Consider the following 24,229-nt stretch of genomic DNA (forward strand, 5'->3'; position numbering starts at 1 on the left):
AACCCACCATCGCCTGAGCCGTGCGTCACCATGCAGCGGCTCTATCGCGCCTATCGGCTTGAAGCGCCGGGCTTATCGGTTACCATGCCCGCTCGCCCGAATTGTCAGAAGCCGAGAACCGCAATGTCGCAACCCTGGAGCCCCGAAAGCTGGAGAGCCAAGCCCATCCAGCAGCAACCGCAGTACCCGGATGCCGCCCACCTGGGCAGAGTCGAGCAGACCCTGGCCGGCTATCCGCCGCTGGTATTTGCCGGCGAGGCCCGCGAACTGCGCCGCCAGTTTGCCGAGGTGACCCAGGGCCGCGCCTTCTTGCTGCAGGGCGGCGATTGCGCCGAGAGCTTCGCCGAGTTTTCCGCCGCAAAAATCCGCGACACCTTCAAGGTGCTGCTGCAGATGGCCATCGTCATGACCTTCGCCGCTGGTTGCCCGGTGGTCAAGGTCGGGCGTATGGCCGGCCAGTTCGCCAAACCACGCTCGGCCAATGACGAAACCATCGACGGCGTGACCCTGCCCGCCTACCGCGGCGATATCGTCAATGGCATCGGCTTCGACTCTGCCAGCCGCGTGCCGGACCCGGAGCGCCTGCTGCAGGCCTACCACCAGTCCACCGCTTCGCTCAACCTGCTGCGTGCCTTCGCCCAGGGCGGTTTTGCCGACCTGCATCAGGTGCACCAGTGGAACCTGGACTTTATCGCCAACTCGGCCCTGGCCGAGAAGTACAGCCACCTGGCCAACCGCATCGACGAAACCCTGGCCTTTATGCGTGCCTGCGGCATGGACGGCTCCTCGCAAGTGCGCGAGACCAGCTTCTTCACCGCCCATGAAGCCCTGTTGCTCAACTACGAGCAGGCCTTCGTACGTCGCGACAGCCTGACCGGCGGCGACTACGCCTGCTCGGCCCATATGCTGTGGATCGGCGACCGCACCCGCCAGCTGGATGGGGCCCATGTCGAATTCCTGCGCGGTGTCGGCAACCCGATCGGGGTCAAGGTCGGCCCGAGCATGGACCCCGACGAGCTGATCCGCCTGATCGACATCCTCAACCCGGACAACGACCCGGGTCGCCTCAACCTGATCGTGCGCATGGGCGCGGACAAGGTCGAAGCCCATATGCCGCGCCTGGTGCGCAAGGTCCAGGGCGAAGGTCGTCAGGTGCTGTGGAGTTCCGACCCGATGCACGGCAACACCATCAAGGCCTCCACCGGTTACAAGACCCGCGACTTTGCGCAGATCCTCGCCGAAGTGAAGCGATTCTTCGCCGTACACCAGGCCGAAGGCAGTTACGCCGGCGGCATCCATATCGAGATGACCGGGCAGAACGTCACCGAATGCATCGGCGGCGCGCGGCCGGTGACCGAGGACAGCCTGTCGGACCGCTACCACACCCACTGCGATCCGCGAATGAACGCCGACCAGTCCCTGGAACTGGCCTTCCTGATCGCCGAAACCCTCAAGCAGGTGCGGCGCTAGCTGCTGTTCGCGGGCATGGCCCGCTCCTGCAACCGAGATACCGCGCAGGAGCGGGGTCATATGCCCGCGAGCAATCCTCGAACCGCTGAGGCGCTCACGCATGCACCACCGACCTGCTGCCGCTGCCGCGCTTAGCGCGACAACAACACCCGGCGGCCGCACCTTTTGACGCCAGGCAGTGAGGCAAGCGAGGCCCACCACCAAGCGCTTCTGACAAACCGCCCCAGGCGCGATATGGTGAAGCCTACATGGAGGAATGAATCATGCCTTGGTACATCTGGTTACTGCTGGTGCTCGTACTGGGTTCGATTGTAAGCGGCCTGCTCGTATTGTTGCGCACCGCCAAAGACGTTCCCCTGACCGCCGAACAGCGGGAAATCGTCCGCAAACGCAACCTCGAGATGGACGCCCAAGATGCCAAGGACGCTGAGCAGCGCTAGCCTGCTGTGCGTCCTGTTGCTTGGCTGTTCGCAGCTGCCAATGGCTACGGACGGCGATAGCTGTACGGCGCTGTTCGAGCAACTGCAGGGTGCCACCCGGGCACAGCGGGACGCACAGTATCAGCCTCTGGAGGGCTTTGCCGGCTTGCGCAGCGAGCGCACCCTGGCGGCCCTGGGTGCGAATGCGCAAAGCCGGGCGCAACGGCGGCTGTGGCTACAGCGCCTGGCCGCACGGGACGCCGAAGCCAGCATGATCGAGCTGGCGCAACTGGCGGACGAGCCGCGGCGGCTGTGGAGCAGCCCGCAGCGCCAGCAGGCGCTGAGTACCTGCCGCAGCCGTCAGGTCGAGCACCTGCTCGACAACCCACCCGCCTTTGCCCGCGCAGTCGCAGCGGCCCAGGTGGCCGACGACTACCGCACCTGGGCACGCGTGGCGGGCCTCTACCCTCTTTTCAAACCCATCTTCGCCAGAGGCGTGGCTGCCTGGCAACACAGCGCGGGCCGGGCCAAAGCTCCCACAGACGGCGCACAGTGGCTGGGCTACCAGCCGTTACCAAGCAGAACCCAGACGATTTCGATCAGGCTAGTCGAGGATGCCCTGAGGCTGCCCCAGGCCCAGCCGGCAGAACTCGAAGCCCTCTTCAACCGCCACACACCCTGGTTGAAGGTCGAGCAAGCCAGCCGCAGCGACAGGCTTGGCAGCCCCCAGTTTCGCGCCGATGGCACGCGGGGCTTCAATCAGCAGCATATTCGGCTATACCGGCACAGCGGCTGGAGCCCCTTGCAGGGGCGCTGGCACCTGCAGCTGAGCTACCAGCTCTGGTTCAGCCAGCGGCCCAAGCCCCACGCTCTGGATCTGTTCGGCGGCGAACTGGACGGCCTGATCTGGCGCGTCACTCTGGACCAGCAGGGGCATGCCTTGCTCTACGACAGCATCCACCCCTGCGGCTGCTGGCACAGCTTCTACCTGCCGGCTGGCTCGCCGCTGCAGTTACGGCAGCCTGTGGGTGAAGAGGCGCGTCAGGCGCACCGCCTGAACTTCGCGGGCGACCGGGCCGCCACCCTGTGGTTGAGCGCGGGCGAGCACAACCTGAGCTGGGTCGATGCCCGTCGCTCGCTCTACCCTGGGGTGAGTTACCAGACCCTGCCCCTCGACCACCTGCGCCAGCTGCCACACCCCCAGGGTCAACGTAGCCTGTACCGCGCAGACGGCCTGATTGCCGGCAGCCAACGTCTGGAACGCTGGCTATTATGGCCGTCCGGGGTCAAGTCGCCGGGTGCCATGCGCCAGTGGGGACGACACGCCACCGCCTTTATCGGCCGCGCACATTTCGACGATCCCTATCTACTTGAGCGCTACTTTCAGCAGCCATAGGCCCTGGCGGCCATAAGCGTCTGGGTACATAACAAACAACTAGCCCCCGCCACCGGCGCTAAGCGAGGTATCGGCCTTAGGCACGACCGTCACGTGATAGCGCCCGAATATCTCGGCCAAACGCTGATTGCGGCGAAGCGTTTCAAGCAGCGCGCTGAACTGATCGGCACTGATCGGCGCACCGGGACGCAGCAGCACATGGTGGCGATAACGCTGATCGACACGCTCGGAGATCAGCAGTTGCCCGGCGTATTCGCGGTAGCGCTCAAGAAAGTCGCCGATATAGGAGCGCGTCACCAGGGCGATATCCGCCCGCCCGTGCAATACCATTAGCAGGTTGCTGTCATGGGAATGGGTCAGGGTCGCGTTGAAGCGCTTGACCAGGTACTCGGGCTCGGCATTGAAGTCGGCAAAGGCATAGTGATAGCCGTGGTACAGGGCCAGACGCTTGCCCTCCAACCGCTCGAAATAATGCTGGTCGCGCCCCGGTTCGGCTCGGCTGACAAACACCTCCGAGTCCTCCAGGCCCATATCCACGGCGCTATGGGCAATGTCCTGCCAGTCCCAGGCCGGATTCTCGAAAATGGCCAGGTCGATCCGCCCCTGCTGAAAATCACCGAAGCGGCGTTTGATCGAGGTCGGCACCATGACAAAGCGGAACTCGGCCTGCTGCCGGTTCAGCTCATCCAGCAGATCCGCGAGCAGTCCCGTCTTGCGCAACTGTTCGTCGGACTTGAACACATAGGGCGGAAAATACACGCCAGCAACATGCACCACTTGCTCGGCGGCCAGGGGTGCAGACACCCACAACGCAAGCGCCAGACTGCAACCCCTGATCAACCTACCCATGGACACAGGCATATGGCCAACTTCCTCACTTACTTATGGCTGCCAGCCTACTCCAGCAAAAGCTGACCGAATAGTGCAAGTTCAGTCACGCAGCGACCCAGATGGGTTTTGCAGATGATAACGCCTCAACAGGCGGTCCAGCCGACCGTCACTATTGAGGGCCTGCAACAGCTCGGCAAAGCGCTCCGGCGTCACTGGGGCCTGCGGACGAAACAGCGCCTGGTGGCGATAGAACTGATCGACCCGTTGCGATACCAGAAAGGTCGCACGCAGCTCCGGGTGCCGATCCTGGTAGAGGCGCAGGTAGGAATGGGTAATCACCGCAATATCCGCCCGATCACGCATCAGCATGACCAGATTGCTGTCATGGGAATAGGTGAGCCGTGCATCAAAGTGCTCGGTCAGAAATTGCTGGTCCGAATTGAAATCGGCGAAACCATAGTGGTAGCCATTGTAGAGGGCCAGACGCTTGCCCTTGAGCTCATCGAAATAGCTCTGGTCGCGGCCCGGCCGCGCGCGGGCGACATACACCTCGGCATCCTCGATATGCAGGTTCAACGCGGCATGCGAGGTGTTCTGCCAGCCCCACTGGGGGGACTCGAACAGGATCAGGTCGAAGCGGCCACTGCCAAGGTCGCGGTAGCGGCGCATGGTTGAGGTCGCCACCAAAACGAAACGGTAGGTAGTCTGCAGTTGATTGAGCGCGGCCAGCAAATCAGGCACCAGCCCCTTCGGCTCGGCACTCTCCGGCTTAACCATATAGGGCGGAAAGTGATAGGCACCGACCCGTACCTCTTCAGCAGCCCACACCGGCAGAGCGAGGCACAGCAGGGAGCCGAGACACAGACTTCGCACCAGCATGGACAAGAGACACGCTCCACCGCGGACAAAAACGACCATTGATTTCCCTAGGAGTACACCTCATACCTTGATGGCCAAAATACTAGCCCAAAGCCATCCCGTCGAACTCAAACGTCCTTGATCACCAGCGACAGCGCTTCTTCGGCCAGCTGATCCAGCGTCATCGGCCCTTCGGGGCGGAACCAGGTGGTGGTCCAGCTTAGCGCGCCGGTCAGCAGGCGGCGCAGAATAAACGGATCGGCCTTGAAATAACCGGCCGCCTTGGCCTCGCCCAACACCTGCAACCAGAGCTGTTCATAGTTGTCGCGCAGCTCGAGGATAAAGGCCTGGCCCGTCTCCGACAGCGAGCGCCACTCATACACCAGCACCGCCATGGCCTCGCCGGTGCCGCCCATGATCGATTGCAGTTCGCAACGGATCAGCGCCAGCACGCGGCCGCGCAGGTCGCTCGCTTCGGCCAGAGAGGCTTGCATCAGCGCGGTGTTGTAGCGAATGGTCTCTTCCATCACCGAACGCAGGATCTCGTCCTTGCTCTTGAAGTGATGAAAGATGCTGCCGGACTGAATGCCCACGGCACTGGCCAGGTCGCGCACCGTGGTGCGCTCGTAGCCCTTGCTACGAAACAGGTGCGCGGCGGTTTGCAGCAGTTTGCCGCGTGCGCTGTCCGGATCGGTGATCTGCCCACTGGCCACCAGTTGCTGCATCACCGCCTGCGCTTGTTGATCATCCACGCTAAATACTCTCCAACTTTTATTGCCTTGAACCCAACACCCTGCGCCTTTGAGCCAAGTGCTTGTCGTTATTGGTGAAATTTATGCTGCGCACGCCACCCAAGCAAGCGCTTGGCCACACTTTAGGTTAGAAAGATTCGCCCAGGGGCTTTTCAACCAAGCGCTTGCTTGGTAGCCTTCAAGTCACCTTATTTATGTGTTGCGGACCTATTCCAATGACTAAAACCGTACGCATCGGCTGCGCTTCCGCCTTCTGGGGCGATACCAGCACCGCCGCCGCTCAGCTGGTACAGGGCACCGAGCTGGATTACCTGGTATTCGATTACCTGGCCGAAGTGACCATGTCGATCATGGCCGGCGCACGAATGAAGAAGCCGGATGCCGGCTACGCCACCGACTTCGTGGAAACCCTGGCACCGCTGCTGCAGGACATAGCCAAGAAGAATATCCGCGTGATCAGCAACGCTGGTGGGGTCAACCCCAGCGCCTGCGCCGCAGCCCTAGCTGCTGCCTGCGAGCAAGCCGGAGTTAGCTTGAAGATTGCCGTGCTGCACGGCGACAACCTGCAGCCCAAGCTTGGTGAACTGGCCAAGGCCGGCACAGTAGAGATGTTCAGCGGCGCGCCGTTGCCGCCCTTCTGCGTCTCGGTCAACGCCTACCTCGGTGCGCCGGGCATCGTCGAAGCCTTGAAGCTCGGTGCGGATATCGTCATCACCGGTCGCGTGGTCGACAGCGCCGTGGTCAGCGCCGCCCTGGTGCATGAATTTGCCTGGAGCTGGAGCGACTACGACCAGCTCGCCCAGGCCGCATTGGCTGGGCATATCATCGAATGCGGCGCGCAGTGCACCGGCGGCAACTTCACCGATTGGGAAAGCGTGCCGGATTTTGAGCATATCGGCTTCCCGGTGGTGGAAGTGGCGGCCGATGGCAGTTTTGTCGTGGCCAAGCCGGATGGTTCCGGCGGCTTGGTCACGCCTTTTACCGTAGGCGAGCAGATGCTCTATGAAATCGGCGATCCGCGGGCCTATTACCTGCCCGATGTGCTCTGCGATTTCACCCAGGTGCAACTGACCCAAGTCGGCGACAACCGGGTTGAGCTGAAAGGCGCGCGCGGCCTGCCGCCAACTGATCAATACAAGGTCAGCGCCACCCACCCGGACGGTTTTCGCTGCACCGCCAGCTGCCTGATGGCGGGTATCGATGCGGTTAAAAAAGCCCGGCGCGTCAGCCAGGCGATCATCAACAAGACCGAGGAAATGTTCGCCGAGCGCGGCTGGGGCCCATATAAGGAAGTCAGCATCGAACTGCTCGGTTCCGAAGCCACCTACGGCCCCCGTGGCCAGCGTACCGACACCCGAGAGATCGTGATCAAGATCGCCGTGCGCCATGCCAAGAAGGAAGCGCTGATCCTGTTCTCCCGCGAAATCGCCCAGGCCGCCACCGGCATGGCCCCGGGCCTGACCGGCATCGTCGGTGGTCGCCCGACCGTCTACCCGGTAATCCGTCTTTTCAGTTTCCTTGCCGACAAGTCCGCCTGCCAGTTACAGGTGGAAATCGACGGTGAACTTACCCCGATCGAACTGCCGCAGATCGCGGTACTGGATAGCACGCAAATCACAGCTGAGAGCCCCGCCCCGCTACCAAGCGGTCAGGCCGACGCCTGCGTACCGCTGATCAAGCTGGCCGTGGCACGCTCCGGCGACAAGGGCAACCACAGCAATATTGGTGTGATGGCCAGAAAGCCCGAGTACTTGGCCTGGATCGCCGCTGCGCTGAGTGAAGGTGCCGTGGCCGAATGGATGCAGCACGCGCTCGACCCGCAAACCGGCAAGGTCAGCCGCTGGTATCTGCCCGGCAGCCATAGCCTGAATTTTTTGCTGGAGAACGCCCTGGGTGGCGGCGGCGTCGCCTCCTTGCGCATCGACCCGCAAGGCAAGGCCTTCGCCCAGCAGCTGCTGGAGTTCCCGATACCGGTGCCCAAAGCGCTGGCCGCCAGCCTCGAACAAGGACAATAACAATGCGCTACGACTCGGTGTTTAAACCCGGCCTCTTTAGCGGCCAGACCATTATGGTCACAGGTGGCGGCAGCGGTATCGGCCGTTGCACCGCCCACGAACTGGCGCACCTGGGGGCCCATGTGGTGCTGGTCGGGCGCAAGCTGGAAAAACTCGAAGCCACCTGCGGTGAGATCGTTGAAGACGGCGGCAGCGCCAGCTTGCAGGTCTGCGATATCCGTGACGAGGAAGCGGTCAAGGCCATGGTCAAAGCCGTGGTGGCCGAGCGCGGGCAGATCCATCACCTGGTCAACAACGCCGGCGGCCAGTTTCCCGCACCGCTGATCGGCATCAACCAGAAAGGCTTCGAGACCGTGGTGCGCACCAACCTGGTGGGCGGCTTTCTGATCGCCAAGGAAGTCTTCCTGCAGAGCATGAGCAAACACGGCGGCAGCATCGTCAACATGCTCGCCGACATGTGGGGCGGCATGCCGGGCATGGGCCACTCGGGCGCGGCGCGTGCCGGTATGGAGAACTTCACCAAGACCGCCGCCTACGAATGGGGCCATGCCGGGGTACGGGTCAACGCCGTGGCACCGGGCTGGATCGCCTCCAGCGGCATGGACACCTACCCCGAATCGATGAAGAACATGATCCGCTCGCTCAAGGATCACGTGCCGCTGCAGCGCATCGGCAGCGAATCGGAGGTGGCCGCCGCCATCGTCTTCCTGCTCACGCCAGGTGCCAATTTCATCAGCGGCAACACCATCCGCATTGACGGCGCGGCAAGCCAGGGCACCCGCGCCTGGACCCTGGGCAAGGCGAAAAACAGCGAGACCTATAACGGCTTCCACCGGGCCTATGTGCCTGACGTACTCAAGGGCGAGGAGTAACGCCATGCCGGTTATCCATTCCGAGATCGACGTGCACGGCGAGGACTTCGCCAACAACCGCGAAGCCATGCTCGCCGCCGTCGACAGCTTTCGCCAGATCGAACGGAACTGCCTGAACAAGGCCTTTGAAGCCAAAGCCAAATTCGAAAAGCGCGGCCAACTGCTGCCGCGTGAACGTCTGAACTTGCTGCTCGACCCGGGCGCGCCGTTTCTCGAACTGGCCTCTTTGGCCGGCTACAAGCTGCACGACGACAAGGACGGCACCCAGGCTGGCGGCGGGATCATTTCCGGTATCGGCTATATCGCCGGGGTGCGCTGCCTGGTCACCGCCAGCAACAGCGCCATCAAAGGCGGCACCATCTCCCCCACCGGGCTGAAGAAGACCCTGCGTTTGCAGCAGATCGCCTTCGAGAACAAACTGCCGGTGGTGGCCCTGACCGAAAGCGGCGGTGCCAACCTCAACTACGCGGCAGACATCTTTGTCGAAGGCGCACGGGGCTTTGCCAACCAGGCGCGCATGTCCGCCATGGGTTTACCGCAGATCACCGTGGTGCACGGCTCCAGCACCGCCGGCGGAGCGTACCAGCCGGGGCTGTCGGATTACGTGGTGGTGGTACGCGGCAAGGCCAAGATGTTTCTTGCCGGCCCGCCGCTGCTGAAAGCTGCCACCGGCGAGATCGCCACCGATGAGCAACTGGGCGGTGCCGAGATGCACGCCCAGGTCGCCGGCACCGCCGAATACCTGGCGGAAAACGACGCCGATGGCGTGCGCATCGCCCGCGAAATCCTGGCCATGCTGCCGTGGAATGCCCAACTGCCCGCGCGCCCGGCCAAGGTCTACAGCGAGCCGCTGTACCCGGTCGAAGAACTGCTCGGCCTGGTGCCGTTTGATGCCAAGAAGCCCTACGACGTGCGCGAAATCATCGCCCGTATCGCCGACGGTTCGGCGTTTCTCGACTTCAAGAACGAGTTCGACAATCAGACCGTCTGCGGCCACTTGCAGATCGAAGGCCAGCCCTGCGGCTTTATCGGCAACAACGGCCCGATCACCCCACAAGGCGCGGCCAAGGCGGCGCAATTTATCCAGCTGTGTGAGCAGAGCAACACGCCGATCCTGTTCTTCCACAACACCACCGGCTTTATGGTCGGCACCGAGTCGGAACAGCTCGGCGTGATCAAGCACGGCTCGAAGATGATCCAGGCGGTGGCCAACGCCACGGTGCCAAAACTGACCATAGTCGTAGGCGGCTCCTACGGGGCCGGCAACTATGCCATGTGCGGTCGCGGCCTCGATCCGCGCTTTATCTTCGCCTGGCCCAACAGCAAAACCGCCGTGATGGGCGGTGCCCAGGCCGGCAAGGTGCTGCGCATCGTCACCGAGGAAAAACACCTGAAGGAAGGCAAGGAAGCCGACCCGAAAATGCTCGACATGCTGGAAACCGTCACCGCGCAGAAGCTCGACAGCCAATCCACCGCGCTGTACGGCACCGCCAGCCTGTGGGACGACGGACTGATCGACCCGCGCGATACGCGCAAGCTGCTCGGCTACCTGCTGGATATCTGTGCCGAAGCCGCTGTTCGCCCGCTTAAAACCACCACTTTCGGCGTAGCCCGCCTGTAACCCTTCGGAGAATAAAAATGATCTTTACCCAAGAACACGAAGAGCTGCGCCGCACGGTCCGTAACTTTGTCGACAAGGAAATCAACCCGCACGTCGAGCAGTGGGAAAAGGACGGCCGCTTCCCGATCCACGAAATCTTCAAGAAGGCCGGTGATCTGGGCCTGCTGGGCATTTCCAAGCCGGAGAAGTTCGGCGGCATGGGTCTGGACTACAGCTACTCGATAGTCGCAGCGGAAGAGTTCGGCACCATCATCTGCGGCGGCATCCCGATGTCCATCGGCGTGCAGACCGATATGTGCACCCCGGCCCTGGCGCGCTTTGGCTCCGATGAACTACGCGAAGAGTTCCTGAAGCCTGCGATTGCCGGTGAGATGGTCGGCTGCATCGGCGTGTCCGAAGTCGGTGCTGGCTCCGATGTCGCGGGACTGAAAACCACCGCCAAGAAAGACGGCAGCGACTATGTGATCAACGGCAGCAAGATGTGGATCACCAACTCGCCATCCGCCGACTTTATCTGCCTGCTGGCCAACACCTCGGACGACAAGCCCCACGTCAACAAGTCGCTGATCATGGTGCCGATGAACACCCCAGGCATCAGCGTCAGCCCGCATCTGGACAAACTCGGCATGCGCAGCTCGGAGACCGCCCAGGTGTTCTTCGACAACGTACGCGTACCGCAGCGCTACCGCATCGGCCACGAAGGTGCCGGTTTTATGATGCAGATGCTGCAGTTCCAGGAAGAACGTCTGTTCGGCGCGGCCAACATGATCAAAGGCCTGGAGCACTGCATCAACGCCACCATCGACTACTGCAAGGAGCGCAAGACCTTCGGCAATGCGCTGATCGACAACCAAGTCATCCACTTCCGCATGGCCGAACTGCAGACCGAAGTCGAATGCCTGCGCGCCTTGGTCTACCAGGCCACCGAGCAATACGTGCGCGGCCGCGACGTCACCAACCTGGCCTCGATGGCCAAGCTCAAGGCCGGCCGCCTCGGCCGTGAAGTCACCGACAGCTGCCTGCAGTACTGGGGCGGCATGGGCTACATGTGGGAAAACCCGGTGGCCCGCGCCTACCGCGACGTGCGCCTGGTGAGCATCGGCGGCGGTGCCGACGAAATCATGCTCGGCATTATCTGCAAGCTGATGGGCATTCTGCCAGGCAAGAAAAAATAGCCGGACGCTATTTTTAACGTCGCGTAGCGACGGCCCGAAGGATGGCAGGCCATAAAGAAAGGCTAGAGCCATGACCTGTAGGAGCCAGCTTGCTGGCGATCCGCGCGCCTGAGATCGCCAGCAAGCTGGCTCCTACACAAAGCGCGTAGCGGCAAACACCGAGGAAGACCTAATGCCCCAATTACCCGCTTGCCAAACCCTGCTGCTGAGCCTCGACGCCAGCGTGCTGCACATCACCCTTAACCGCCCGGACAGCCGCAATGCCATGAGCCTGGCCATGGTCAGCGAATTGCGCGCGGTGCTGGAAAGCCTGCGCAATGATCTGAACGTGCGCGCCATTGTGCTGCGTGGTGCCGGCGGGCATTTCTGCGCCGGTGGCGATATCAAGGATATGGCCGGTGCCAGAGCGGCGGGTGGCGATGCCTACCGCAGCCTTAACCGCGCCTTCGGCAGCCTGCTGGAAGAAGCGCAGAGCGCGCCACAGGTGCTGATCGCTGTGCTCGAAGGCGCGGTACTGGGCGGCGGCTTTGGCCTGGCCTGCGTATCGGATATCGCCATCTGCCAGCAGGACGCCAAATTCGGCCTGCCGGAAACCACCTTGGGGATTCTGCCGGCACAGATTGCGCCCTTTGTGGTGCGGCGCATCGGCCTGACCCAGACCCGCCGCCTGGCCCTGACCGCCGCTCGCTTTAACGGCAGCGAAGCCGAACGTCTGGGCCTGGTGCATTTCAGCGAATCTGATAGCGAAGCCATCGACGTTCGTTTGCACCAGGTACTTAGCCAGGTACGCCAATGTGCGCCCCAGGCCAATGCCCAGACCAAAGCCCTGCTGCTGGCCGCAGAAACCGAAGCACTCGGCCCGCTACTGGACCGCGCCGCCGAGCAGTTTGCCGCTGCGGTAACCGACGGCGAAGGCGTCGAGGGCACCATGGCCTTTATGCAGAAGCGCGCGCCGAAGTGGGCGCAGTAGCTATACACCGACTGTAGGAGCGAGCTTGCTCGCGATCAGCGTACACAGGGAGCGCCAGCAAGCTGGCTCCTACAACAAGACCGTAGGATGGGTCGAGCCGCGCAGGTTGAGCGCAGCGATACCCATCACCAGCAGGAGCACCCAGATGCCCGCCTTTAACAAAATCCTGATCGCCAACCGCGGGGAAATCGCCTGCCGGGTGATGCGCACCGCCCAGGACCTCGGTTACCGCACCGTGGCCGTCTATTCAGAGGCCGACAGCGATGCTCGCCATGTGCAGCAAGCCGATGAGGCCGTGTGCATCGGTCCGGCCCAGGTCAACCAGTCGTACTTGGTGATCGCCAATATCATCGCCGCAGCGCAGAAAACCGGAGCCGACGCGATCCACCCCGGCTATGGCTTCCTCTCGGAAAATGCCGATTTCGCCCGCGCCTGTGAGGCCGCCGGCATCGTGTTTATCGGCCCGACCGTGGAAGCCATCCACCTGATGGGCAGCAAGCGCCTGTCGAAGATCGCCATGCTGGAGGCCGGAGTGCCCTGTATCCCCGGCTACGAGGGCGCAGCGCAGGACGACGACACCCTGAGCCGCGAGGCCCAGCGTATCGGCTACCCACTGATGATCAAGGCCAGCGCCGGTGGTGGTGGTCGCGGCATGCGCCTGGTCCACGAATCCAGCGAGCTGCTGGCGCAGATCCGCACCGCCCGCTCGGAAGCGCAGAACGCCTTCGGCTCCGGAGAGTTGATTCTCGAACGCGCGGTGATCCAACCGCGCCATGTGGAAATCCAGGTATTCGGCGACCAGCACGGCAGCATCGTTTATCTCGGCGAGCGCGACTGTTCGGTGCAGCGCCGCCACCAGAAAGTGGTCGAGGAAGCACCCTGCCCGGTGATGACGCCCGAGCTGCGCCGCGCCATGGGTGAAGCAGCCGTCAAGGCCGCCGCCTCGGTGAATTACGTCGGCGCAGGCACCGTGGAGTTTCTGCTGGATCAGAGCGGCGAATTCTTCTTTCTGGAAATGAACACCCGCCTACAGGTCGAACACCCGGTCACCGAACTGATCACCGGGCAGGATCTGGTTGCCTGGCAGATTCGTGTCGCCGAGGGCCAGCCGCTACCGCTCAAGCAGGACGAGATTCGCCTCACCGGTCACGCCATGGAGGTGCGCCTGTACGCCGAAGATGCCACGCAGAATTTCCTGCCGCAAACCGGCACCGCCCTGCGTTGGGAGCCGGCACTGCGCGATGGCATTCGCATCGACCACGGCCTGGTCGAAGGCCAGGCCATTACCCCGTTCTACGATCCGATGCTGGCCAAGGTCATCGCCTATGGCACCACCCGACAGGAAGCGCGGCGCAAGCTGGTGCGTGCGGTTGAAGATTGCGTGCTGCTGGGGGTCAACGGCAACCAGCGCTTTCTCGCCAACCTGCTCAGCCACCCCGAGTTTGCCGCCGGCAATGCCACCACCGCGTTTATCGCCGAGCATTTCGCCAGCGACCCGAGCCTTAGTCCGCAGCCGCCAAAAGCCAGCGAACTGGCCGCCGCTGCCGCCCTGCTGTTCCAGCAATCGGCCAATGCCCGCGCGCACCAACCGGGCCTCTCCGGCTGGCGCAACGCTGGCAGCGCACCCTGGCGTTTTCTGCTCAAGCAGGGCGAACAGACCTTCACCGTGGAGCTGGACGTGCTGGCCGACGGCCCACAACCCAGCCTGCTGGCCAGAATTGGCGAGCAGCAAATAAGCCTCAAACTGCTGGCCAGCGACGGCCGCTGGGCCACCCTGGAGCTGGACGGCATTCGCCTGCGCCTGGCCTATCACCTGGCCGGTGACAACCTCTGGCTGTATGGCCATAACGGCAATCTGCAGCTGAGCGATATCACCCATCTGCCAGTCAACAGCGCCGCCGGTACAGGCTCGGGTAGCGTCAAGGCACCGATGGACGGCGCGATTGTCGAGGTGCTGGTCGCGGAAGGTAGCCAGGTCAGCAAGGGCCAACTGCTGGTGGTGCTGGAAGCGATGAAGATGGAACACCCGCTCAAGGCCAGCATCGACGGCGTAGTACGCCGGATTGGCGTAAACCGCGGCGATCAGGTGAAGAACCGCCAGTTATTGGTGGAGATCGAAGCAGTAGACGCCTGACCGTAGGGTGGATCGGGGCGCATAGCTGACGCCTTATCCATCCACCATCACGCCACCACGGTGGATGAGAAGAGCGTCATCCACCCTACATAAAAACAAAATTGGAGAACACCTATGTCACTGCAAGGCAAAACCCTGTTTATCACCGGTGCCAGCCGCGGTATCGGCCGTGAAATCGCCCTGCGCGCCGCGCGTGAGGGAGCCAATATCGTGATTGCGGCGAAAAGCGCCGAGCCCCACGCCAAGCTGCCCGGCACCATCTATTCGGTGGCCGCCGAGGTCGAGGAGGTTGGCGGCAAGGCCCTGGCCCTGCAGGTCGATGTGCGTGACGAAAACGCGGTAAAAGCCGCCATGGCCCAAGCGGCCGAACACTTCGGCGGCATCGATGTGCTGATCAACAACGCCGGCGCGATCAAGCTGGTGGGCGTGGAAAAACTCGAACCCAAACGCTTCGACCTGATGTTCCAGATCAACACCCGCGCGGTGATGGTCTGCAGCCAGGCCGCCCTGCCCTATTTGAAAGAAAGCGGCTCCGCCGCGGGTAAGCAGAGCGCGGGCGGGCATATCCTCAACCTGTCGCCGCCGCTGAATATGGACAGCAAATGGTTTGCCCAGCACGGCCCCTACACCGTGACCAAGTACGGCATGAGCATGCTCACATTGGGCATGAGCGAGGAATTCAAGAAATACGGCATCAGCGTCAACTCGCTGTGGCCAAAAACCATGATCGCCACCGCCGCCATCGAGTTCGAACTGGGCAGCCGCGACGCCTTCAAGCGTGCCCGTATCCCCGCCATCATGGCCGACGCCGCCCACGCCATTGTGTCGAGCCAAGGCCGCAGCATCACCGGGCGCTTGCTGATCGACGAGGAAATCCTGCGCGAGCAGGGTGTCAGTGACTTCGAGCATTACCGCTTCGACCCACAAGGCGGCCCCCTGATCCCGGATCTGTTTGTCGATTGACTTCCTACTGGGCGCGGCACCGGATTTAATCCGGACGATGGGTTGGGCGTCGCGCCCTAGGGTGCGCCGCGCGCACCTAGATGGCCTGCGGATTTGTGCCCGGCTTGGTGCGCATGGCGCACTCTACGCAGGCAGCGGGTATTTGCCGATCTGCCTGCCGCTTGGCGCACTAGGGCCATGGCAGGAGGGCATTCGCGCGACTTAAAGTTGGGGTTCGCCCCCGCATAACAACCATAAGCGCGAGAGCCATGAGCCAAGCCGATCTGATTTCCCCGCTGCGTTTCCTTGCCCGCTTGCCCCAGCACTTGCCACGCGTACCGCGCATGTTGCGCGGCCTGTATTACGCCGGTATCCGCAATCGCGAGAAGAACCTGTCACTGGCCTGGGCGCTGGAGCGCACGGCGCAGCAGCATCCCGAGCGCCCGGCGCTGCTGGATGAGGCGCGCAGCCTCAGCTATGCCCAGTTCAATGCCTGGGCCAATCGCCTGGCCTGGGCACTCAAAGCCGAAGGCGTGTGCCACGGCAGCGTGGTGGCGGTGATGCTGGAAAACCGCCTGGAGCTGCTGGCCATTCTCGCCGCCCTAAGCAAACTCGGCGCGGTCGGCGCGCTGGTCAACACCACCCAGCGTGGCAAGGTGCTGGCCCATAGCCTGAATCTGGTCAAACCTGGGTTTATGGTGATCGGTGATGAGTTGCGCGAAGCTTTCGAGGAAGTCGCCGGGCAATTGGATAACCCCAGCGCAACGCGCTACTGGATCGCCGACCAGGATTGCCTGGAAGACACCAGCCAGGCACCCGAAGGCTGGACCAATCTGATGCAACTGGCGCGCAGCCAGGCCAGCGGCAACCTGCCGGACAGCGCCAAGGTGAAAATGAAGGACCCCTGCTTTCTGATCTATACCTCCGGCACCACCGGCCTGCCCAAGGCTTCGATCATGAGCCACGGCAAGTGGATCAAGGCTTACGGCGGCTTCGGCCATTCCGGCCTGACCCTGAGCAATCAGGACGTGCTCTACCTGACCCTACCCTGCTACCACAACAACGCCGTCACCGTATGCTGGAGCGCTGCTCTGGCCGGTGGCGCGGCCATCGCCCTGCGTCGCAAGTTCTCCGCCAGCGCCTTCTGGCCGGATGTGCAGCGCTACCAGGCCACCTGCTTCGGCTATATCGGCGAGCTGTGCCGCTACCTGCTCAACCAGCCCGAGACTGCGGCAGAGAAGAACAACAGCCTGCGCTGCATGATCGGCAACGGCCTGCGGCCCTCGATCTGGGCCGAGTTCAAGGCGCGTTTCGGCGTTGAGCAGATCACCGAGTTCTACGCCTCCAGCGAAGGCAATATCGGCTTTACCAACGTGTTCAACTTCGACAACACCGTAGGCTTCTCCCCCGCCACCTACGCCATCGTGCGCTATGACCTGGAGAACGACTGCGCCATCCGCACCGCCAAGGGTTTTCTGCAGAAGGCCGACAAGGGCGAGCCTGGCCTATTGATCAGCGAGATCAGCGCCAAGTGGCCGTTCGACGGCTACACCGACCCGGCCAAGAGCGAAGCGGTAATTCTGCGCAACGTGTTCAAGAAGGGCGATGCCTGGTTCAATACCGGCGACCTGATGCGCGATATCGGCTGCAAGCACGCGCAGTTTGTCGACCGCCTGGGCGACACCTTCCGCTGGAAAGGCGAGAACGTCTCCACCACCGAGGTGGAAAACGTCCTGGGGGCTTTCCCCGGGGTCGAGGATGCAGTGGTATATGGCGTGGAAATCCCCGGCACCAATGGCCGCTGTGGCATGGCCGCGCTGCGTCTGAGTGAAGGCCAGCAACTGGATAGCGCCGCTCTAGCCGCCCACCTGGATGCGGAACTGCCGGTGTACGCCGCGCCGCTGTTTATCCGCCTGCTGGGCGAGGTGGAAACCACCGGCACCTTCAAATACAAGAAAACCGACCTCAAGCAGGCCGCCTACAACCCGGCAGCGGTGCAGGAACCCTTGTGGGTACGCCTGCCGGGCGAGCAGCGCTTTACCCCGCTGGACCACAGCCTGTTCGCTGCGATCGGTCAGGAGACCTATCGCTTCTGATTGCCGACAGCCGTCTGCTAGCGCTTGAACTCGAACTGCAATTGCGCGCCCTCGAGCGACTGCCAGTAGTCCTCACCGCGCTCATTGGTAATCAGCTTGCCATTGAGTTGAAAGGGGCCTTCGATCTCATCCTTGTCGCCAAACATAGGCGGCAGTATCGGGATCGACAGGTCGCTGAGCGGTGCCACCGGCTGCAGGGGATCAAACACATTGATATGCAGGCCCAAATCCAACGGTGCCTGCGGCTCGGCAGGTTCGGGCGTGGGGGCAACAACCGCTGGCGGCGGCTTGGGTTGAGCCGCCGCGGCAACGGGTGCAGGTTCTGAAATTTTGGGCGCAGGCTTGCTCACCACAGGGGCAGCAGGTTCGGCTTCAGCCGCTGTGCGCTGGACCGCCGGTTGCACCTTGGCGGATTCAGCCTTGGGCTTGGCAGGAGGATTGGTGCTTTGCTCGCAGGCCACCAGTGACAGCATTGTCAGCAGCAGCGCGAGGCTTCGAATAGGCAACATGGGCAGGTACAAAGGCAGTGACACAAGTCACTATGCTGGCCCCTCCCCCCTCCCCTGGCAAGCTCGCAATACGTACGGCAGGTAACAGCGCAACCTTCTATTCTCAGGATGATCAGCCGACGGCCACCGATGTCGATGGCCCCCAGCGACTTACCTACCCAGCCTTATTCAGGCGATTGCAGTTGCTGCAACTGCGCGTCGATATCCAGCCCGGGATGCTCGCGCATCAGTTGCAACAGCAAGGCATCGGCTTCATCCGCCCAGCCATCACGGCGTAATTTGAGCAAGCGTTGCAACTCGCTGCGCAGCTGCTGTTCAGCCTGACTGCCTGCGGCTTCTGCCGCTTTCTCTGGGGCTGAAACCGCGGGAGCAGTGTCATGCAGCGCATCGGCCGCTGACTCTTCACGCAACAGTTGATTGGACGCGCCGGCCGAAAGCTTCTTCTCGGCCTTGGCGGAATCGGCGCTGTAGCCCTGGATCAGCGGCGCAGGCTGCGCCGCCTGTGAGCGTTCTGCCTCATCGGCAACCTCAGCAGATTTCGCCTGTGGCGCGGACATCGGCGCAGATTGGGGTGCCATCCTCGCCGCAGCCGGTGCCATGGGTGCGGCGCTGGGCAAGGCATCGAAGGCATCCGGAGCCTGCTCGAAGGTGCGCCAGGTCAGGCTCACGCCAATCCCCAGGCACGCGACCCCAGCCAACGCCACCGACCAGCGTTGCCGGCCGCCCGCGCCGAACAGCCAGCTATGCAAGCGGGCACTCAGGCCAGGTTTGGCTGAGGTTGTGGCCGCGCTGCGCGCTGCGGCACTGGCCGCCGCGAGAATCTGCGCATCCAGCTGCGTACTGGGCTCGCCGCCGCTGTGCTGGCGGAAATGCTCAAGCATCTGCCGTTCCTGCTCATCGGGCCTATGTTGATCGTGGTTCATACGGACAACTCCTCGGCGGCTGGGTCAGCCAGCAGCCGACGTAACTTCTGCAGGGCATAGCGCAGACGGCTCTTTACCGTCTCGGCAGGTATCTGGGTCAACTCGGCGATCTCGGCCAGCTCCATGTCGCCATGGGCGCGCAGCAGAAACACTTCTCGTTGCTCCGCCGGTAAATCCGCCAGGGCGGCCTTTAAACGCTGCTGATCGCGGCTCAGGCTGAGCTGTTGCTCGGGACCAGGCTGCGGGTCGTGCGGGGCATGCTGCTGTTCATCGTACTCAGCATGCCCCGCCTGGTGCCGACCATGCTTGCGCCAGGTGTCGATCAACCGGTTGCGGCCGATCTGGTACAGCCAGGTCTTGAACAGCACGCTATCGCGCTGTTCGCTCTGGCTGCGGATCAGGCTCATCCAGGTGTCCTGAAACACCTCTTCGGCCAGGGCGTGGTCGCCACACAGGCCGAGCAGAAAGCGGAATAGGCCGAGCCGGTGGCGCTGATACAACTCGGCGAAAGCCGCCGCATCACCGCGGCGGTAACGCCGCAACAAGGCGGCGTCGTCATCCGTGAGGGGTCGATTCACTGCTTTACTCGTGCGGTAGCTGAACGGTTCGTCGCAGTTTGCAGGCTCTGCGCCAGTTCCACCAGCTGGACGAACTCGCCGCGCAGCCCGAAGCGGTCGTCGCCCTTGGCATTACGCGCCAGCTCGGCGCTGTCGGCCAGGCTGAAACGCCCGGTGTAGGTTGCGCCCTTGAGCTGCTGAGCAAAGGCCGCCACCGCAGCGGCAAAGCGCAGATCCTCGCTGGCCTGGTTCAAGGCCACGGCCGTATCCGCCTGAAACGCTTGCTCCAGCAGCTTGCTGGCATCCTGCCCAGGTGTTTTGTAGCGAATGCGCAGCCAGGCCAGCTCGCCTGCGCGGTTGCCCGCCTTGGCCGCTTGCTGATAGCGCAGCGGCTCCAGCCAGCCCTTGCCGCCCACCGGCACCACTTCATAGAGCGCGGTTACTGTGTGGCCTGCGCCGATTTCACCGGCATCGACCTTGTCGTTGCTGAAATCCTCACGTTTCAGCGCACGGTTCTCATAACCCAGCAGGCGGTACTCGCTGACCTCGGCCGGGTTGAACTCAACCTGAATCTTCACGTCACTGGCGACAGTCACCAGGGTCGAGTTGAGCTGATCGACCAACACCTTGCGCGCCTCGCGCAGGTTGTCGATATAGGCGTAGTTGCCGTCGCCTGCATCAGCCAGTTGCTCCATCAGCTGTTCGTTGTAGTTGTCGGTGCCAAAGCCGAGGGTGGTCAGCGATACGCCGGTTTTTCGCTTGTCGGCGGCAAGTTGTTTGAGGGTTTCAAAATCGCTGATGCCGACGTTGAAGTCACCATCGGTGGCCAGCAGGATGCGGTTGATACCGCCCTCGATAAAGCCCTGCTGCGCCTGCTGATAAGCCAGCTGAATGCCCGACTCACCGGCCGTCGAGCCGCCCGCAGTAAGCTGGTCGATAGCGGCGCGAATCTTGGCCTTCTCACTGCCAGATGTGGGCTGCAGCACCACGCTGGATGAGCCGGCATACACCACCAGCGATACCTTGTCCTGGGCGCGCAGCTGCTCGACCAGCAGCTTCAATGTACTTTGCACCATGGGCAGGCCTTCACGGCGATCCATCGAGCCGGATACATCCACCAGAAACACCAGATTGGCCGCTGGTAATGCCTCTACGCGTAGATCCGAGGCCTTGATGGCGATGCGTAGCAGGCGGCTTTCCGGGTTCCACGGCGTGGCCGCCAGCTCGGTGTGCACGCCAAACGGCACATCGCCCCTAGGCAGCGGATAGGCATAGGGGAAGTAATTGACCAGTTCCTCCAGGCGCACCGCCTCCTGTGGCGGCAACTGCCCACCATTGAGAAAACGCCGCACATTGGCGTAGCTGCCGGTATCCACATCGATGCTGAAGGTCGACACCGGGGTCTCGGCCGCCGCATGCACCGGGTTGTCGGCCAGTTTCTGATACTGCTCGCGGTTCTGGTCACGGTAGCCCGGCGGCAAGGCATCGGCCTGCACAGACATCGGCATCGGTGCATAGGCCACGCTGGGCATTACCGCCCTGCCCGCCACCTGGCTTTTGCGTTGCAATTCAGCGGGGGCCGCGGTCAGCTGTTCCTGCAGCTCGGCACGTTCAGGGTTATGGGCCTGATCGCTGAGCTGCGGGCTGCCAGCCTCTGTGGCCGGTGCTTCGGGGTTGGCGGCGCTGCACGCGCCGAGGCTGAGCAGGACGCCTGCGGAAAAACCGGCAAGCAGAGGACGGGTGAGCAGTAGGGGGGAAGCAGACATGGGCGCATCTCCTGAGCGATCGAACAATGCATTCGCTCAGGTAGACGCAACCCTCATTCAAATCGGGTTAAGGTGCTGTTAAAAACTCGTAGTCCCTTCCTGACACAGCTGCCCGGCCAGCATGCCCAGGGTCATCAGGGCGCGCTCGGCTTCGCGGTTCCACGGGATGCCGCAGTTCAGGCGGATGCAGTGGTTGAACTGCTCGGTGTTGCTGAAGATCAGCCCCGGGGCGATGCTGATGCCCTGCTGCAAGGCGCGTACGTGCAGGTCCTTGGTATTGACCCGCGCCGGCAGGCTGACCCAGAGGATAAAACCACCCTTGGGCCGCGTCATCTGGGTGCCTTCGGGGAAGTACTGCTGCACCGCCAGCTGGAAGGCGCTGAGGTTCTTGCGGTACTCCTGACGGATAAAGCGCAGGTGGCGGTCGTAACCGCCATTCTCCAGATACGCCGCCACCGCCATCTGCGTCACGCTGCAGGCCGAGTGGGTGCTGAAGGTCTGCAGGCGCTGGATCTCGTCCTGATACTTGCCAGCGATGATCCAGCCGATTCGCACCCCGGGAGAGAGGGTTTTCGAGAAACTCGAACAATAGATCACCCGCCCCTCACGATCATGAGACTTGAGCGCCTTGGTCGGGCCCTGCTCGAACATCAGCTCGCCGTAGATATCGTCTTCGATGATCTGAATATCGTAATCACCGGCCAGGCGCAGCAACTGGCGCTGACGCTCCTCGGGAATGGTGCCGCCCAGGGGGTTACTTAGCCGCGCGGTCAGCACCAGGGCCTTGATCGGCCACTGGTTAGCCGCCAGTTGCAGGGCTTCGAGGCTGATGCCGGTAGCTGGGTCGCTGGGGATTTCGATGACTTTCAGGCCGAGCAGGTCGGCCAGCTGCAGCAGGCCATAGTAGGTCGGCGACTCGGCGGCGATCAGATCGCCCGGCTTGGTCAGCACCCGCAGGCTCATCTGCAGGGCATCGACGCAGCCGTGGGTGATCACCACCTCGGACGGATCGACCACCACGCCGGCATCGCGCATGCGGATCGCCACCTGGCGGCGCAGCGGCTCGAAGCCCGGGCTGAACATATAGCTGAAGGCCCGGGCACTGTGAAAACGGGTGACCTTGGCCAGCTGCTGGTGCAAGGCACGCACCGGCAGGTAATCGACATGGGGCACCGCTGCGCCGAGGGGAAACACACCCTCGCGACGCGACTCGGTCAGCACCTGATTGATAATGCTGCTGCGCGTCACCAGGCCAGGTCGCTCTACCCGGGCGATATCCGGGGTTGGCGCAGTCAGGGCCGGGGTCTGGTGGACATAGAAGCCGGACTGCGGGCGAGCACGGATCAGCCCTTGGTCTTCCAGATTGGCGTAAGCCTGCAGCACGGTGGCGTGGCTAACGCTGAGCTGTGCACTCATCTTGCGCACCGAAGGCACGCGCTCACCGGGCTGGTAAACGCCGCGGCGGATATCTTCCGCCAGTTGCTGGGCAATACGCTGATAGAGCAACAGATTGGTCATGACCGCGTTCCTGCGTGACTGAACCGTAACAGTAAACCGGACTTATAAAATTGCACCGGTACAGCTTACTGAATTGTGGGCGATACAGTGCCCATCCGCCAGGACTGTAACGGTTCACTTAACAGGTGCGCAGATGGTGCGGTGATGCCTGGCGACGAGCTGCAGGGTGAGGCCATGGCGAATGGGCCAGAAAAAGCCCCGGAAACCGGGGCTCTGTATATAGCGCGGCGCTTAGCGCGACGAGCCTAAACGGCCCTGCTCATCGGAGAACACGATCTCCACCCGACGATTCTGCGCCCGGCCCTTGGCCGAGGCGTTTTCGGTCACAGAGAAGCTCGCACCATGGCCTTGCACCTCGATGCGCTGGGCATCGATACCCAGGTCGACCAGCACATCGGCCACCGCCTGGGCCCGGGCCCGGGACAGTTCAAGGTTTTCCTGGGCGTCGCCACGGCTATCGGTATAACCCTCGATCCGCACGATGCGCCGCGGGTTGAGCTGGAGAAACTGCACCAGCCTGAGCACCGTACGATTGGCCGAGGCCTTGAGGTCGGCATGCCCGGCGTCGAACAGCACATCGCCCAGGGTCATCACCAGGCCACGTTCGCCCTCGCTGGTCGTCAGGCTGACCATCTGCTCGTCGAGCCAACTGCTCTGCTCCTGCACGCTGAGCAACTTGGCCTCGCGCAAGGCCAGTTGCAGCCGCTGACGCTCCAGTTCCAGTTTGACGGCGCGCTCCTGATTCAGATTGAGTGCGCTCTTCTGCCCGGCAATCGCACTGTATTGCTGGCTCAGGTAGGCATAGTGCGTCACATCGTCGGCGCTGCCCCAGTAGCTCGACAGGCGATCGGCGCGCGCCAGGGACTCACCGGCACGAATCAGATCCTTGGCCGCGCTACGCAGCACATCGGGATCTTCCTTGACCGTCTGAAAGCCCGCATGCGCGGCTTGCAGCGCCTGTTCGCTGGCGGAATGCGAGGATGCGCAACCGCTGAGCACAGTTGCCGCCAGAAGCACGCTAGCCAGTGCTGGCAAAGTCTTCATCACAGGTCCCCCAGCTGTCTGCGCAAACGGCTGATGCGGTTGTTCAGCTCGACCAACTGCTGCGCGCTTTTCTCGGTCAGGTACTGGGCCTCGGCCAGGCGGGCATCCAGTTCGGCCTGTTCGGCATGGATTCGCGCCTGTTTGTAGTCTTCGTCCTGCATGGCGGCCTGGGCCAAGGCGAATTTCTCCTCGGCCTGCCGCAACGCCGCGGACTGCTCCGCCGAAAGGCCCAGGGCCTGGGCCTGGGCAAGTGCCTGCTCGGTCAGACGCAGCTGCTCGACGGGGGCGGGATCGGTGGCACAGGCACTGAGCAGCAGCGGCACAAGCGCTACGCAAAAACGTCGATAGATCACAAGACTTT

General features: G+C 62.8%; 21 protein-coding genes. 11 read left to right on the top strand and 10 right to left on the bottom strand.

Going from position 1 to position 24,229, the window contains the following annotated elements:
* Nucleotides 1-123 precede the first annotated feature (123 nt).
* From WMW70_RS20975 to WMW70_RS20985, 3 genes are all read left to right on the top strand, one after another.
* Nucleotides 124-1,470 carry a class II 3-deoxy-7-phosphoheptulonate synthase gene (locus WMW70_RS20975; RefSeq protein ID WP_341439404.1) on the top strand — a complete coding sequence of 449 codons (1,347 nt, stop codon included), beginning with the start codon at nucleotides 124-126 and terminating at the stop codon, nucleotides 1,468-1,470.
* A gap of 263 nt (nucleotides 1,471-1,733) precedes the next feature.
* Complete coding sequence (locus WMW70_RS20980) at nucleotides 1,734-1,910, top strand: DUF2897 family protein (RefSeq protein ID WP_341439405.1); 177 nt, start codon at nucleotides 1,734-1,736, stop codon at nucleotides 1,908-1,910.
* A gap of 40 nt (nucleotides 1,911-1,950) precedes the next feature.
* The gene (locus tag WMW70_RS20985) at nucleotides 1,951-3,285 is read left to right on the top strand and encodes a hypothetical protein (RefSeq protein ID WP_341439406.1); all 1,335 of its coding nucleotides are present in this window, start codon (nucleotides 1,951-1,953) and stop codon (nucleotides 3,283-3,285) included.
* A 39-nt stretch (nucleotides 3,286-3,324) separates the two neighbouring features.
* On the opposite strand, the gene WMW70_RS20990 is transcribed toward WMW70_RS20985, so the two are convergent.
* From WMW70_RS20990 to WMW70_RS21000, 3 genes are all read right to left on the bottom strand, one after another.
* Nucleotides 3,325-4,146 carry a substrate-binding periplasmic protein gene (locus WMW70_RS20990; RefSeq protein WP_445942178.1) on the bottom strand — a complete coding sequence of 274 codons (822 nt, stop codon included), beginning with the start codon at nucleotides 4,144-4,146 and terminating at the stop codon, nucleotides 3,325-3,327.
* Nucleotides 4,147-4,215: 69 nt separating this feature from the next.
* Entirely contained in the window at nucleotides 4,216-4,995 is a 780-nt protein-coding gene (locus WMW70_RS20995) for a substrate-binding periplasmic protein (RefSeq protein WP_341439407.1), read from the bottom strand.
* 107 nt (nucleotides 4,996-5,102) lie between these two features.
* Complete coding sequence (locus tag WMW70_RS21000; protein WP_341439408.1) at nucleotides 5,103-5,726, bottom strand: TetR/AcrR family transcriptional regulator; 624 nt, start codon at nucleotides 5,724-5,726, stop codon at nucleotides 5,103-5,105.
* Nucleotides 5,727-5,941: 215 nt separating this feature from the next.
* Here WMW70_RS21000 and WMW70_RS21005 point away from each other — a divergent pair, with 215 nt between their 5' ends.
* The 8 genes from WMW70_RS21005 (at nucleotide 5,942) to WMW70_RS21040 (ending at nucleotide 17,551) form a co-directional block, all read left to right on the top strand.
* Nucleotides 5,942-7,741 carry an acyclic terpene utilization AtuA family protein gene (locus tag WMW70_RS21005; RefSeq protein WP_341439409.1) on the top strand — a complete coding sequence of 600 codons (1,800 nt, stop codon included), beginning with the start codon at nucleotides 5,942-5,944 and terminating at the stop codon, nucleotides 7,739-7,741.
* Nucleotides 7,742-7,743: 2 nt separating this feature from the next.
* The gene (locus tag WMW70_RS21010; RefSeq protein ID WP_341439410.1) at nucleotides 7,744-8,613 is read left to right on the top strand and encodes an SDR family oxidoreductase; all 870 of its coding nucleotides are present in this window, start codon (nucleotides 7,744-7,746) and stop codon (nucleotides 8,611-8,613) included.
* A 4-nt stretch (nucleotides 8,614-8,617) separates the two neighbouring features.
* Entirely contained in the window at nucleotides 8,618-10,234 is a 1,617-nt protein-coding gene (atuC, locus tag WMW70_RS21015; protein WP_341439411.1) for a geranyl-CoA carboxylase subunit beta, read from the top strand.
* 17 nt (nucleotides 10,235-10,251) lie between these two features.
* The gene (gene atuD / locus WMW70_RS21020) at nucleotides 10,252-11,409 is read left to right on the top strand and encodes a citronellyl-CoA dehydrogenase (RefSeq protein ID WP_305591683.1); all 1,158 of its coding nucleotides are present in this window, start codon (nucleotides 10,252-10,254) and stop codon (nucleotides 11,407-11,409) included.
* 172 nt (nucleotides 11,410-11,581) lie between these two features.
* Nucleotides 11,582-12,379, top strand: coding sequence for an enoyl-CoA hydratase/isomerase family protein (locus WMW70_RS21025; protein ID WP_341439412.1), 798 nt, complete (start codon nucleotides 11,582-11,584; stop codon nucleotides 12,377-12,379).
* A gap of 145 nt (nucleotides 12,380-12,524) precedes the next feature.
* The gene (locus tag WMW70_RS21030) at nucleotides 12,525-14,513 is read left to right on the top strand and encodes an acetyl/propionyl/methylcrotonyl-CoA carboxylase subunit alpha (RefSeq protein WP_341439413.1); all 1,989 of its coding nucleotides are present in this window, start codon (nucleotides 12,525-12,527) and stop codon (nucleotides 14,511-14,513) included.
* Between the two features lie 114 nt (nucleotides 14,514-14,627).
* Nucleotides 14,628-15,476 (top strand): SDR family oxidoreductase, encoded by an 849-nt coding sequence (locus tag WMW70_RS21035; protein ID WP_341439414.1) that lies wholly within the window; start codon nucleotides 14,628-14,630, stop codon nucleotides 15,474-15,476.
* A gap of 248 nt (nucleotides 15,477-15,724) precedes the next feature.
* Nucleotides 15,725-17,551: a long-chain-acyl-CoA synthetase gene (locus WMW70_RS21040; protein WP_341439415.1), complete on the top strand. Its 1,827-nt coding sequence runs from the start codon at nucleotides 15,725-15,727 to the stop codon at nucleotides 17,549-17,551.
* A gap of 17 nt (nucleotides 17,552-17,568) precedes the next feature.
* Here WMW70_RS21040 and WMW70_RS21045 read toward each other — a convergent pair whose 3' ends face one another.
* The 7 genes from WMW70_RS21045 to WMW70_RS21075 all read right to left on the bottom strand — a co-directional run bounded on the left by WMW70_RS21045 (nucleotide 17,569) and on the right by WMW70_RS21075 (nucleotide 24,221).
* The gene (locus tag WMW70_RS21045) at nucleotides 17,569-18,072 is read right to left on the bottom strand and encodes a hypothetical protein (protein ID WP_341439416.1); all 504 of its coding nucleotides are present in this window, start codon (nucleotides 18,070-18,072) and stop codon (nucleotides 17,569-17,571) included.
* Nucleotides 18,073-18,224: 152 nt separating this feature from the next.
* Nucleotides 18,225-18,983: a hypothetical protein gene (locus WMW70_RS21050; protein ID WP_341439417.1), complete on the bottom strand. Its 759-nt coding sequence runs from the start codon at nucleotides 18,981-18,983 to the stop codon at nucleotides 18,225-18,227.
* Nucleotides 18,980-19,561, bottom strand: coding sequence for an RNA polymerase sigma factor (locus tag WMW70_RS21055; RefSeq protein WP_341439418.1), 582 nt, complete (start codon nucleotides 19,559-19,561; stop codon nucleotides 18,980-18,982). The genes WMW70_RS21050 and WMW70_RS21055 overlap by 4 nt, the downstream gene beginning before the upstream one ends.
* Nucleotides 19,558-21,306: a vWA domain-containing protein gene (locus WMW70_RS21060; protein WP_341439419.1), complete on the bottom strand. Its 1,749-nt coding sequence runs from the start codon at nucleotides 21,304-21,306 to the stop codon at nucleotides 19,558-19,560. Before WMW70_RS21060 ends, WMW70_RS21055 begins: the two co-directional genes overlap by 4 nt.
* Before the next feature lie 78 nt (nucleotides 21,307-21,384).
* On the bottom strand, nucleotides 21,385-22,824 hold the full coding sequence (locus WMW70_RS21065) for an aminotransferase-like domain-containing protein (protein ID WP_341439420.1): 1,440 nt from the start codon (nucleotides 22,822-22,824) through the stop codon (nucleotides 21,385-21,387).
* A gap of 231 nt (nucleotides 22,825-23,055) precedes the next feature.
* Entirely contained in the window at nucleotides 23,056-23,868 is an 813-nt protein-coding gene (locus WMW70_RS21070; protein WP_341439421.1) for an OmpA family protein, read from the bottom strand.
* On the bottom strand, nucleotides 23,868-24,221 hold the full coding sequence (locus WMW70_RS21075) for a DUF4398 domain-containing protein (RefSeq protein ID WP_341439422.1): 354 nt from the start codon (nucleotides 24,219-24,221) through the stop codon (nucleotides 23,868-23,870). The genes WMW70_RS21070 and WMW70_RS21075 overlap by 1 nt, the downstream gene beginning before the upstream one ends.
* Nucleotides 24,222-24,229: the final 8 nt, after the last annotated feature.

This window comes from Pseudomonas sp. XK-1, assembly GCF_038069885.1.
Lineage (GTDB): Bacteria > Pseudomonadota > Gammaproteobacteria > Pseudomonadales > Pseudomonadaceae > Aquipseudomonas.

Coding starts and splice junctions, on each gene's coding strand:
- WMW70_RS20975 (WP_341439404.1), top strand. CDS start 124: ATGTCGCAACCCTGGAGCCCCGAAAGCTGGAGAGCCAAGCCCATCCAG.
- WMW70_RS20980 (WP_341439405.1), top strand. CDS start 1,734: ATGCCTTGGTACATCTGGTTACTGCTGGTGCTCGTACTGGGTTCGATT.
- WMW70_RS20985 (WP_341439406.1), top strand. CDS start 1,951: ATGGCTACGGACGGCGATAGCTGTACGGCGCTGTTCGAGCAACTGCAG.
- WMW70_RS20990 (WP_445942178.1), bottom strand. CDS start 4,146: ATGCCTGTGTCCATGGGTAGGTTGATCAGGGGTTGCAGTCTGGCGCTT.
- WMW70_RS20995 (WP_341439407.1), bottom strand. CDS start 4,995: ATGCTGGTGCGAAGTCTGTGTCTCGGCTCCCTGCTGTGCCTCGCTCTG.
- WMW70_RS21005 (WP_341439409.1), top strand. CDS start 5,942: ATGACTAAAACCGTACGCATCGGCTGCGCTTCCGCCTTCTGGGGCGAT.
- WMW70_RS21010 (WP_341439410.1), top strand. CDS start 7,744: ATGCGCTACGACTCGGTGTTTAAACCCGGCCTCTTTAGCGGCCAGACC.
- atuC (WP_341439411.1), top strand. CDS start 8,618: ATGCCGGTTATCCATTCCGAGATCGACGTGCACGGCGAGGACTTCGCC.
- atuD (WP_305591683.1), top strand. CDS start 10,252: ATGATCTTTACCCAAGAACACGAAGAGCTGCGCCGCACGGTCCGTAAC.
- WMW70_RS21025 (WP_341439412.1), top strand. CDS start 11,582: ATGCCCCAATTACCCGCTTGCCAAACCCTGCTGCTGAGCCTCGACGCC.
- WMW70_RS21030 (WP_341439413.1), top strand. CDS start 12,525: ATGCCCGCCTTTAACAAAATCCTGATCGCCAACCGCGGGGAAATCGCC.
- WMW70_RS21035 (WP_341439414.1), top strand. CDS start 14,628: ATGTCACTGCAAGGCAAAACCCTGTTTATCACCGGTGCCAGCCGCGGT.
- WMW70_RS21040 (WP_341439415.1), top strand. CDS start 15,725: ATGAGCCAAGCCGATCTGATTTCCCCGCTGCGTTTCCTTGCCCGCTTG.
- WMW70_RS21050 (WP_341439417.1), bottom strand. CDS start 18,983: ATGAACCACGATCAACATAGGCCCGATGAGCAGGAACGGCAGATGCTT.
- WMW70_RS21060 (WP_341439419.1), bottom strand. CDS start 21,306: ATGTCTGCTTCCCCCCTACTGCTCACCCGTCCTCTGCTTGCCGGTTTT.
- WMW70_RS21065 (WP_341439420.1), bottom strand. CDS start 22,824: ATGACCAATCTGTTGCTCTATCAGCGTATTGCCCAGCAACTGGCGGAA.
- WMW70_RS21070 (WP_341439421.1), bottom strand. CDS start 23,868: ATGAAGACTTTGCCAGCACTGGCTAGCGTGCTTCTGGCGGCAACTGTG.